This is a genomic window from Nitrospirota bacterium (genome assembly GCA_040755395.1).
Lineage (GTDB): Bacteria > Nitrospirota > Nitrospiria > Nitrospirales > Nitrospiraceae > DATLZU01.
Genome location: JBFMAX010000001.1, coordinates 528,595 through 540,840, shown reverse-complemented (window position 1 = coordinate 540,840; position 12,246 = coordinate 528,595). Strand labels below are relative to the sequence as shown.

Below are 12,246 nucleotides of genomic sequence, written 5' to 3'. Positions count from 1 at the left end.
ACCCTCTCCCCTCAAGGGAGAGGGGGAAGAACTGCCCACACGAGTCCCGAAAAGTTTTTTCAACATCCTGGTCACAGCCAGTTGTTCAATAACAAGAACGGCGACCAATACGCCGGATGCCGATACACGGGATCGCTCAGCAGTTTCAGTTGGGCGCGCTGGAGCGCCACGGCCTTGGACGCGGCCGGATCGCGGAGTTGCTTGTAGAACTCGGCCACCAACGTGGACGAGGCCTCGTCGTTGATGGACCACAGCGTGGCGAGCGCGCTGCGCGCGCCGGCCTTGATCGCCACGCCGGCCAAGCCCAACGCGGCGCGATCGTCGCCGGCCGCGGTCTCGCAGGCGCTCAATGTGAGCAGCTCCAGGGGGTCCTGCCGGAACCGGAAGAGCCCCACGTACTGGTCCAGCTTGGCCATCGTCAGCTTGTCGTCGTAAGTCAGGACGAACGAGTGCGCCACGTCTTTCTCGAAGCGGCCGTGCGACGCGATGTGCAGGACGGACAGCGGCTTCTCCTTCAGCTCCTTTTCCAGGCCGGCCACGAGGAACTGCTTATTGACCAGTTGCTTGCCGCCGTACAACGCGCGGATCGCCTGCAGCTCGATGGTCACGTGCGGCAGGGGCGGAAAGCCCTGCGCGGCTTGCGTGAGGCCGCCGGCCAGCATCTTCAGCCGCTCGCGGTTGAGGGGGCGCGGATCGGTCAAATTGAGGCCCGGCGTAGTGGCGATGGCGTAGCGCTGGATCACGAACTCGGCGCCGTCGTGCAGGGCGGCGAGGGGGATCGTCCGGAGCGGACCGTCCGGCACCACCACCAGCGTGTCGATGGCGAAAGCCTTCAGGTCCGCGTCGAGCGGTCGCAGCAACCATTCATAGAGCTGCTGCGCGTGGGGCAGGTACTCGCGCGTCGTCCGCTTCTCCAACAGGCGCCGGAAGGTCCGGACCTCTTGTGTCAGCGTCGTCGACGGAACCGGGACGGTCACCCGCTTCAACCCGGTCGGCAGGCTCACCAGCAACTCGGTCCGATCGGCGAAAATGATCGGGTATAGCACCGCAGTGGTCGTGGAAATGGCATCCAGCGTGGTCGTGTGCGCCTGCAACGCGTCGACGCACTCGTCGCGGAAATAATCGCGGAGCTCGGCGGCCTTGGAGGCCTCGATCGCGTCCCGCGCGGCCCTCAGATAGCCTTGGGACGCGGGGCCCTCCTCCGTCAGCGCGGCGCGTTGCAGCAGCAGATCGGCGAACTCGAAATAGAGCGGGCGCACGGTGCCCTGACCGGGCGACCCGGCATCCTGCGAGGCGGTCGCCACCTCCGGACGGATCGGCTGCAGGGTGGCCGTGGCGCTGCGGTAGGCCGAGATGGCCTCGTCGAGTCGGCCCTGCGCGGCGAGAATGCGGCCGGTCTGCCATTGCCAGCGATAGAGCGATTCCGGGGCGCTCGCCGACTGGGCCGCGAAGACCGCCTGGCGCGTCAGGGTCAGCGCGTCGTCGTAGCGATGGTCCGTCTCGTAAAGACGACCAAGGTAGCCCCAGGCGTAGGACAACGTGCGGATGTCGCCCATCTGTTCCGCCGTCGCCGCAGCGTCCTGCAAGACCGCCGCGGCGCGCAGCACGAGCGGATCGCTGAGGTCCGGAAACGCGCCGCGCAGCTCGTGGTACAGCAAGCCGAGCGCGATGAGGGCGGTCGCCTTGTCGTGCGAGGCCGGGAGGTCCTTCAGTTGATCGTACACCTGGTCCAACCACAGGCGCGCATCCTGGTGGCGTTTCAAGCGGAGCGCGACGCGCGCCGCATTGAGCCGCGCCCGGATCGCCAGCGCCGGTTGATCAGCGCCCTGAGCCAATAGATCGCTCTCGGTAAAGGCCGCCAGCGCGTCGAGGTACTGCTGATGGAACGACCGAACGATGCCCAGGTCGTTGAGGATCGCGGCGGTCAGCCCGCGCGCCTCCTGCGCCTTCGCGATCTCCAGGGCCTCGGACAAATGGTGCGCGGCGGCTTCGGGTTGCCGGTTCGCAAAGTAGACTTTCCCGATCCCGTCCTGCACGACCGCCGTCCAGACGGGATCGCCGATCTGCTGAGCCAGGTTCAGCGCCAACTCCAGCGATTGCAACGCCTGTTTGAGCTGGCCGAGCGAGTGTGCCGCCTGCGCCGCGCGGACCAGCGCCTCACTCCGTTCCCGCACCTTCCCGGCCCGTTCGTACTCCTGCGCCGCCTGTTTCCAGAGCGAGAGCGCCTGATCGAACGCCCCGCGCGCAAACGCCTGCGCCCCCTGCTGCATCAGGCCCTCCGGCGGCGCGGGCTCAGAGCCCGCGGCCAACGCAGGGAAGGCGAAGGCGAGGGTGATGCAAACGAAGATGATGGCGACAAGCGTTCTATGCGGCATAGGAACCATCTCCATCCCCCCTCACCCTCCCCTCTCCCCAAAGGGGCGAGGGTGATTCAAAAAACTCTCCCCCTCCCTACCGGGGAGAGGGCCATTTTCTCTCTCCCTCCATTTTCCAGGGAGGGGGTCTATTTTCTCTCCCCTCTCCCTATCCGGGGAGAGGGCAAGGGTGAGGGGCTTTCACAACGCCTGCACCACGAACTGCAGATGAATCCCGTGATCCTGCAAATTGCCCCCCGGCGTCTCCACGTGATTCAACGGCACGCCCCAATAGACCTCGAACCGCGCGCGGTCCTGCGGCAGAACCATCCACCGGACGCCGAGGCCCACGCTGGCCAACGTCTCCGGATCCGGCGTCCCGCCCTTCGCGTTCCAGGCGCGCCCCAGGTCGATGAACTGCGCGAACTGGAGGCGGTCCTCGCCGGCCGCCGAACGCCACAACGGCCAGCGCGCTTCGATCGAGGCCAGGTACGCGTTGTCGCGCACGAGGGTATTCTCGCGGTAGCCCCGTACGCTGAACCGACCGCCCACCGGCACCTGCTCCAAGGGAAACAGCCGGTCGTTCGCCACCTGGAGGTCCATGCGGCCGAGGAGCTGCAAGCCCCACCAGTCGTCGAAGCGCCGCACGCCCTGCATCTGGCCGAGCCAGGCGAAGTACTGGCTGTCGGGCAACGGCCCGTGATTGATGGTCGCTTCCAGCACGTCGATGCCGACCGTAAACCGCGACCGCGCGGCAAAGACGGAATTCGTCGTGCGGTGCGTCCATTCCTGGACGAAGCGCAACGCGCTCACCGTGTTCACGCCGGTCGGCGACGAGCCGGGGATGAAGAGCGAGGCGACGCCGGGAACGTCGAAGATCGACGTGACCTTGTTGTACAAGCGCTCGCCGACGATCGCGACGGCGAATTCGTCGGACAGCGTCCGGACCACCGGATGCCGCAAGGTGAAGCCGATGATCTCCGCCTGCACCCGCAGGTCCAACGGCCGGAACGGCGCTTCGATGACGAGGAAATCGTTGCGCCGATAGGAGGCCGTGAACGTCGTGTCATACCGGTTCAGCGGCAAGGTGTAAAACGTGTCGATGATCGGATCGACCCCGCGCGACCGCCCGTACGTGAAGCTGAACGGATCGCCGTTGCCCGTCAGATTTTGATGCGCGACGGTGCCCAGCCCGCGCTCCGCGCCCACCACCGGCGTCTGAAAGTTGTTGAACTCCAGCCAGGCCTTGAAGGGGCTCGCTTCCGTCACGCGCAGATTCAACACGCTCTCGCCGCGTTGGTCGCCGGGCCGCAGTTCCGCGTTGATCCGCTGGATGCGCGGGTCCTGCTGGAGCAGTTGCAGGCGCTCCTGGATCGGCGCCAGGGTCACCGGCGTCGTCACGCCGCGCGCGACCCGATCGCGGAGATAGGACGTCCGGAACCACCGGTTACCTTCGACGTCGATGCGCGTCAATGTCCCTTCGATGATCTGGTAGGTGATCACGCCGAACGTCACGTCCTGGTCTGGAATGATCGCGCCGGACGTGATGTAGCCCTTGTTCACGTACATCAAGGTGAGCGCGAGGCGCAGGCGCTCCAGATCTTCCGTCGTGAGCATCCGCTGGCGGAACGGGGCGACGACTTCATCGATCTCGGCGTCCGAGAACACCGTGCTGCCGACGACATGGATGTCATGGACGAAGACGCGGATCTTGGGCATCTGTTTTTCAATGCCGCCCTCCGGCGGGACCGGCACGGGCGGCAAGGCGGGTTTGGGCGGCGGCGTCGGCGGCTTGAATTCTTTTTTCAAGGGCGCCGGCGGCTCGCCGGACCGGCCCGTCGGGTCAAAGATCGGCGGCAGCACCTGCGTAAAGACCGGCGAGGCTGTCAGTGTGGCCATCATCATAAAAATAAAAAGCCTGAGAATTCCCCTCACCCCACCCCTCTCCCCAAAGGGGCGAGGGCGATCTCTTTTTCCCTCCTCCTGATCTCTATCCCCTCTCCCCCGTGCGGGAGAGGGCCAGGGTGAGGGGTGGATTGAGGGGGTTTTCTCCTCCCGAGCAACCGCTCCCTCCCCCCTCTCGCCCGCCGGACCGGTCATAGGCTCCATTCACCGCTACGATGAAGAGCGCAACTGCCGTGCCCACCAGCAGCCCAGACCCCTCGACCGGGCACGAAGGATAACTCCGCGCTTCTGCGTAGAAAAACGTCCTATTCCTGTTGGGGCAGGTAAGCAGGCCAGCCTGCCACGCCGCCTAATCGTATCGACCTAGATACGCCGCGTATCTACCTCGATACAGTCATTACGAGCCGCAGCCTGGCGACCCCTCAATTGCAAATGCCTGCGTCAAGAACCCGCCCGGCGTCATCCGCCGCAATGACACGGTCTGCTCCCTCTCCCCCTGGGAGAGGGATGGGGTGAGGGTGTCGCCCCTCGCCTCTCGCCCCGCGCCCGCGCTTTCAACTGTTTCCCCTCTCCCTGCTAGGGAGAGGGGAGGGGTGAGGGTGAGGGCACTCATCATCCACCCGCCCGGCTCCGCCGGCAGCGTATCCCGCCCCGCCACGATGAAGCTGCTCGCTTGGCCCCCCATCTGCGCGGCACAGCGCACCGTGTTGAGGGCCGCCGCCTGCCGCACCGACTGCGGGAGCGTCGCCAAGGTCCCGGCCAACTGCGAGGTCGGCGACTGGATCGTCACCGTCCCGCTCCGGCCGAACTGCGAAGAGGCGTCCACCAGGCTCGTCTGATCCGCGAGAAAGACCGGGGTCACGATCAGGATATTGCCGCCTGTGCCCTCCACGGCGGTGGCGAGGATCTGGCTCTGGTTCTGGAGGATCACGAACTGCGGATCGATCGTGATGTTCCCGCCAAAGGTGTTGGAGCCCTGCTGGACTGAGGCCGTCATCTGGCTGTTGATCATCCGGAAAATCGAACTGGCCTGGACCGAGATATCCCCGCCGCTGGCCTGCGTGGCACTGGTCGTGACCGAGCTGTCCTGCATGAAGAACGAGTTGCCGGCGTCGATGGCGATGTTCCCCGCGTCGGCCGGCCCGCTGCTGCTCGCCGCGATGGACGCGCCGCCGGTCAGGCTCACCGACTCCGTGGCGGTGATGCCGATCGTGCCGCCGACAGCAGTCGCCGCGGTGCCTGTGCTTGTGGCCGACAGCGTGCCGCCGTTCTGGAGTGTGACCGTGTCGGCGAACAGGTCCATGTCGCCGCCCGCGCCGGTGCCCGAGGTGGTAGTAAAGATCCCGCTGCCCGTTCCGTCGATCACGATCGACTGCGCCGGGCTCGCCGTGCCTTCGATGGTCACGGTGCCGGCGGCGCCTGAGCCGGTCGAGTTCGCCGTCACCGTCGCGCCGCCGGTCATGCTGAAAGTGTCGGCCTTGATGAGGATATTGCCCGCGTCCGCCGGGCCGCTGGTTTCGGCGGTGACGACCGCGCCGGTATCCAGTTGTACCTGACTACCCTCCACGGTGATTGTGCCACCGGTCGCCGAAGTCGCCGAACCCGAGGTGGCGGCCGACACCTTTCCACCATTCTGAACCGTGACGGAATTGGCGAAGAGGCTGATGCTCCCGCCTGCGCCGCTTCCCTCCGTGTTGGTGAAGATGCCGCTGCCGGGACCGTCGATCAGGATAGATTCCGCCGGGCTTGCCAATCCCTGGATGGTGATAGTTCCCCCTGCACCGGATGGAATTTCAGGTGGCTGGCCCGGAGGAGGAAACGGATTGAATCGGCTGCTGCTTCTGATTTGCGCGCCGTTAGTGATCTCGAGGTTCTGAGTAAAGAAATTGAGAGTCCCCGCATCCCCGTCTCGGAACGTTTCCGTGGCGACCAGGCTGCCGTCGGTAAGAAGAACGTCATGAGCCGTGATGTTGAGATCGGCAGAACGTGCCGATCGCCGTGTGGTCGTCAGAAGGGTAGAGGGGAACAACGTGCCGCTCAGGCTCAAGCGGCCGGTAAGGTTCACGGTCATATCTCCCGGCTGGAAGGGCGTAAAATTGTCGATTTGGATGCCGGCATTTTCTATGGTGAGATTCTGTGCGGTAAGCTGAATCCCGCCCTTTCCCGCATTCGCCCCGGTCCCGTCGATGCGTGTAAAAAGAACTCCATCAGCCAAGAGAATATCACCGGCTGGTGCGCTAACCGTGATACTTCCGACGGTTCCAGTACTACTTGCTAGAGCTTGGGAACTCACGAACGGTGCGTTCGTCATGGAGATACTTCCCTGGGTACTGATCAACTCGATGGACCCGGCATTTCCAGAGGGGGATGACGATGAGTTTGTCGTAATAAAAACGACGCCGTCGATTTCGAGGTTGCCCGTGGTCTTCAGCGTAATGTCGCCCGAGTTGCCGACACCGCGCGTTCGCGTAGTTATCCGCGTCGAGAATGTTCCAAAGTCTTTGATGAGGATCGAGTCGGCTTCCAAGTTGATATCACCACTGCTGCCTCCCGTACTGCGTAGGGCCACTTCGGACGCAATTCCTGTAGAGGGTCGCCTCTGAAAATCCTGGGATCCCAAGATTTCGATGCGATCGGCCTTGAGGGTCACGCCGCCGTATTGGACACCGGGTGTGGCATTGCCGGATACATTGGTTTGAAGGACTGCGCCGTTCTGAATCACCGCATCTTGAGCCACGTCAATGTCAATGCCGCCCCCCGGAGCGGCCACCTCGGGACCAGTGATGTTGGCGAAGATCGTTGAATCGTTCAACACGAAGCGGCCGCCGCGAATACGAACGGTGCCCCCACCGGCGCCGCTCACATCGATGGCCGATTTTTGCGTGACCTCGATCGCACCCAGCGATCCGAACGATTCGCCACTGGTATTGGCGGCGTGCTCCCAGGTTCCTGCCAGAAATTCTCCAGGCGAGGCGGTGCCGGCTAGGTTGACCTGACCTCGCGGAGCCGAGAGTTTGCCACCAATGACGGTCATGCCGTTTGACACGGAAGCCATAACGCCGGTGTCCGGGTTGGAATAGGAGAATCCTTGGTGCCCTCCTACAAGGGAAATTGACTGGCCAGGTTGAACCGCCAAGGTGCTGCCTTGGACAGAAATCGCTGCGGGATTTGACCCCAGGAATCCAAACGCCGCCACAGGGGCGCTGGTCAGCACGCTATTCATCATTGCCTGGTCGGCGTGAAATATTCCCGCATTCGTTCCGCCAGCCTCTGCCAGCCGTAGATAGTTCGCGGTGGTGAAGGTCACCGACCCACCGACGTTCAAACTGGCGTTGGGGCCGAAGACAATCCCGGCTGGGTTCATGAGGAAGAGGTTTGCATTGCCGAAGTCGGTAGTCCGAATCGTTCCGAAGATGCTGGAGGGGTTGCCGCCGGTGACGCGGCCGAGAATGTTGGAGGTGGGTAGATTGGGAGCGAGTAGGCTACCGTTCAGATCAACCGAACCTGTGTTGAGAAAATTCGCGATGTTGTTGGTCGGGACACTGAACTCGCCGAAGCTATGAAACAGGTTCGTCCCCTCTCTGGTCCCGCCAGTGATGTCGTATTGGACTTTGCCTACGGGAACTGTCTCTGATGTGCTTAAGTTGACCTTCGTGTTGAGTCCGGACGACGTGATAGGTGTTTGGGCGTGGCCAGAGGCTAACAGGCAGGGGAGCGACAACGACACCGCACTGAGGACTGGAATCACAACGTACTGATAGACAGCGGGTATCCTTGTTATCCAGTCATGAAACAGGAATGTGCGTCTCATGATTCATCCTCCCTGTGTCTCGATGAGAGGACGCCTGCCCTTCACCTTTGGGTCTGATGTCGCGACGGTTGTACCTGAAGTGAATAACCTCCGCCTCCAGGATGAACACGGCCGAACGCCTTGATTCCGCGTCGGGTCTGTTCCTATTTCCTGTTCCTGTAGGTTGTAGCCTGGAAAGCCACAGCGTTGTCTTGTTCCGCCGTGCTTTCCAAGACAGCGTGTTCGTAGCTCAGAACAGCGCCAGTGTCCTTCAATAGTTTCAATCTCCCCATAGCCTGGCCACATGGCTTGGCGCTGGCAAGCCTTGTCAGTCGATTAGGGTCACTTGCAATGGCGAAAAGGGAAGGCAACGGCTCGTGTATCCGTCTTATGCCAAGCGTTCCCGTGTGAGCGACATTGCTGATTTGGGAAACGTTAGGGTCTGATACAGCACAAGTTTCGCAGTCCGGGTGGTCGCCAGGGCAGACACACCAGGAGTAGCATCTGTTGCACATACAGCAGATTACTTCTTCAGCGTGGGCCGGAGCAGCCGCGAATAGGATCCCACCTCCACAAAGTGTCAACAGTGTAAGAACCTGAACGACCATGAGCCTGCGCATAACAGCACCTCCTCTCTAAGATCCCACATTCGACTTTTTCCTCCCATCCTCCAAACACTTCGCATCGCAGAGCTTGAGATAGTAACTATTGGGCTCGTTCACAAAATAGTAGTCGTTGCCTTTCTCTATCGTGCTTGTATCTTTCACATGGATGGCATATTGAAAGGAGGGATAATCCTTAGGATCGTAATCGTTCTGTACAAGCTCCCTAAGCAACCCACTCGAAAACCAGTGCTTTCGTCTCTCTGCGTTCTTTTGTATGACGTCATCGGAGATCTTGCCTATTACCAAACCTGCCTCCGGCGTTTCTTTTTCAATAATCTTGAGCTTGTAATAACACGTAGTGCTCACTATCCCGCCAGGAGGAGGACACTTGGGAAAGCCCTCAGGCAGACATCCGCTCAACAGAACTGTTGCGCCCGCGATAACAAGCCATCTAAGTCTTGTAAAGTGTTGAGTACGCATACCGCTACCTCCTGTTCGAATCTGATTTCCGTGCAGCCCTTCGATTGCCTGACTTGATGGGCGTCTGACCGCCTCTTTGGTTTGGCGGCGAGTAATGCCTTGGCATTTCCCTGGAATGTGACCTAGGGTGCAAGTTTTCAGTAAATCTTCTGTGCCTCGCAGGCTAGCTACCTGAACGCCTCGTCCGCCTCCGCACCTGGCCTCGGCTTCCACTGCAGGCTGTAATATTCCCCACGGTCGCGGGCCCAGGGGTCGAAGACGTTGATCACGTGTTCGAGTTCCGGCTTGAGTTCCGGGATGGTCCGCTGGAGCACGCGCTTGAGCGGCGATACTTCCACTTCATGGCCGTTCGACTTGTTTGGTTCCATTTTCTTGCCGTCCGGACCATTGTTCGTGACCCACTCCACTCCCAGATGCGTGTAGAACTCCGGCCGAAAGCTCGACGTGAAGAACCGGTCGCTGAAGAGGCGCCGCGAGGCGTTGAGGATAAAGACCTGGAACTGGGTCTCGGAGATGGCGAAGCCGTGGGGCCGGACTGGCTCCGCCAGCCAGCCCACGACGGTGTCCACGTCTTCGACATTGTCCACCATGCTGCCGTCGGGGTGTCCGAGGCAGTCGTTGATCGGCGTCCCGTCGTCGTTCACTTGGGCTGTGGTGATGATTTTGGACGCGTCGCAAGTGTGCCGGCCGTAGACCTCGCGCAGAAGCTGCGCTAATTTTTCCTGTTCCTTGCGTGCTTCCGACTCCTTGGGAGGCCGCTGGTCCACGAAATCGTCAAAGCTCATGAGGGTCTTCAGCCCATACTGTCGCCGAAACTCGTTGAATCGCGGCACGCCACGTTCCCGGTCCCGAATGAGGTCAAGCGCCGCGACGTCGAGTTTGCCGGTCCCCGTGCGCGACGCGGGCATCGGCAAGTTTTGCAGGAACTGCGGGTGGTTCTGGAGCGCGAGCAGTCCGAGCCGTTGGCGTCCCATCGATAGCGCCCAGTTGGCCAAGCCCCGGTCTCTCATCGCGGGCGTGGCTTTGCCGCGGAACGTCTCGACCACCGGAATCTTCTCCACGATGCCGTTGGGATTCTTGAGCTCGCGGTATTCGAGCAGATCGGGTACCATCGGGTGCAGGCGATAGACGGTGATGAACTCTTCTGGAAAGTTGAACGGCGAGCCGAAGTGGTTGGTGCCCCCGTTGACGTGGTCGGGATTCTTCAGGCTCCAGATGTCTGTCTTCTTCGGATCGTAGAGGGAGAAGATGGCATCGTCGGCATACACGCGGCTGCCTAATCCGAAGATCCCCGGTCCGGCGGCAAAGACCGAATACCACTGATTGGCTGTCTTCGCGTCCCGGGACTTGCCGAAGGATTGCACCACGATCTTTTCGAGGGCTCTCGACACCGGGCCCTCTCCACGCAGGAGCCCGTGCCAGTTGGCGTTCATGCCCAGATAGAGCGGCTCGTCGTAGAGCAGTTGCGTGGTCCACTCGATGGTGTGAATCTTGGCGATCTCCGCCGAGACGACGAGCCGCGCGATCTGGAACAGTTCTTCGTCGCTCACATTCTTGTATGGGATCTCCTCGTCGGGCCGGGCGGGATGGCGGAGTCCGCTGTCGGCGTTCGGCGTCTTCTGCTGCCGGTCGCGGAACGCCTCCACAAACTGGTTGTGCTCGCGGGCGAAGACGTTGTGGAAGAAGCTCAGGCCGACGGACCAGTTATCCGGGAACGCCGTCGCCTCCTGATCAGCCCAGGCGGGGTTGATGGGATCGGTTGAATCGAACTGGGGCAGGTAGCCTTGCTTCTCGCCCTCTCCCGCGCGCCGGCCCACGGTGATCATCTGGAGCTTGGCCGGGTCTTTCGGATCTCGCTTGACCCGCTGGTGCGACCGCTCGTCATAGCCGTAGATCTGCGACGCATCCCACCAGGCCGTGACGGTATTCCGCGTGGTCTTATAGGCCCGGGTGAGATAGGTCTTGCCTTGGTGGGTGAAGGTCGGCGGATCGTTCTGCTCCGCGATGGAGGCTCGGTCCATCCGGTCATCGGGGCGGCATCCGAGCTTGCCGGCGGCCTCAGCCATGCATCCGACGGGCATGAGGTCGGGCTTCCCGTTCACTTCCCGGTTGTGTCCTTCCTCCAGGTGAGAGAACCAATCGTGCGTCATGAATTGGATCCAGAAGGCGGCCAGGACGTTGAAGAACGGGGCCTTCTTATAGTCGCAGGTGGCCTCGGGCGAGTTACCCGGCAACCCGAGCCCCGCGTGGCATGTGTGGGGTTGCGATTGTGTTCGGATGAAGAGCGTGCGACTGATCATCTGCGGGTCGGGCTTGAGCAACTCCAGTCGGTCAGCGTGGCGGTTCTTGACGATGTCGTTCTTGCCTAAGTCCGGGAAGGTGGTCTCGAACTCCACGTTGCGCGCGAAAGGCTGGCCGGTGGAGCCCATAAGGGGATTGCGGATGTCGTTGCAGATGCCGGTGAGAGTGCGGAAGCGGATCAACTCGCCGCGGCAGGTCTGGTGATCATCACCGCCCACGACTTCGTACTGCGGATGCCCGCGCGGAAGCCGCATCTCTTGCCAGACCTTCAGGGTCGGTCCGTCTTGTGGCTTGCCGTCCTCCGTCCGACCCTTGACATAGTCCTCGTAGGTCCCGCTGTTGTCGAACAGGTTGAACCTGATCAGCTCCATGCGTTGGAACTCGAGGTCGAGCAAGGCCCCGTCGATGCCGCGTCCATTCGGGGGGAAGTGCCCGCTCCCGTCCGCGGAGCCCCACGACTTGGAACCGGCATCTCCCGCAGCCCAGTAGTTCTGCCAGTCCACCCAGGGAAAGTCGCGACCCGCCACGGCTTTGTTCCCGCCCCGACAGCGAGCGGTGTCTTTGTCCACCTTGCCTAGAAATCGTTCGGTGCGTTGAGCCGCAACCGGCCGAAATCCCTCGAGCCCGTACGTGACGCAGTCAACCAATTCCCGCGGATCGATCGTGGCGCACCCTCCGGTTGCCAGTGTGATCACGAAGAACACCAAAGCGGACCGCCCGCGCATGGGCCACTCTCTCGACTCACTCAATCGGCATACTTCTCTCGTCGAATCAAGAGGCGCCGGATCATTCGCAGTCGTCGTTTTCACGA

General features: G+C 62.1%; 5 protein-coding genes. All 5 read right to left on the bottom strand.

The genetic code is table 11. The features are described 5' to 3' along the window. Positions 1–71: 71 nt before the first annotated feature. The 5 genes from AB1555_02690 to AB1555_02670 all read right to left on the bottom strand — a co-directional run bounded on the left by AB1555_02690 (position 72) and on the right by AB1555_02670 (position 12,160). Positions 72–2,375 (bottom strand): CHAT domain-containing protein, encoded by a 2,304-nt coding sequence (locus AB1555_02690; GenBank protein ID MEW6245599.1) that lies wholly within the window; start codon positions 2,373–2,375, stop codon positions 72–74. A gap of 180 nt (positions 2,376–2,555) precedes the next feature. Beyond that, complete coding sequence (locus tag AB1555_02685) at positions 2,556–4,259, bottom strand: ShlB/FhaC/HecB family hemolysin secretion/activation protein (GenBank protein MEW6245598.1); 1,704 nt, start codon at positions 4,257–4,259, stop codon at positions 2,556–2,558. A 397-nt stretch (positions 4,260–4,656) separates the two neighbouring features. Then, positions 4,657–8,070, bottom strand: coding sequence for a filamentous hemagglutinin N-terminal domain-containing protein (locus AB1555_02680; protein MEW6245597.1), 3,414 nt, complete (start codon positions 8,068–8,070; stop codon positions 4,657–4,659). A gap of 614 nt (positions 8,071–8,684) precedes the next feature. Next, a complete protein-coding gene (locus tag AB1555_02675) occupies positions 8,685–9,134 on the bottom strand; it encodes a hypothetical protein (protein MEW6245596.1) in 450 nt (149 codons plus the stop codon). Between the two features lie 167 nt (positions 9,135–9,301). Continuing rightward, positions 9,302–12,160: a peroxidase family protein gene (locus AB1555_02670; GenBank protein MEW6245595.1), complete on the bottom strand. Its 2,859-nt coding sequence runs from the start codon at positions 12,158–12,160 to the stop codon at positions 9,302–9,304. Positions 12,161–12,246: the final 86 nt, after the last annotated feature.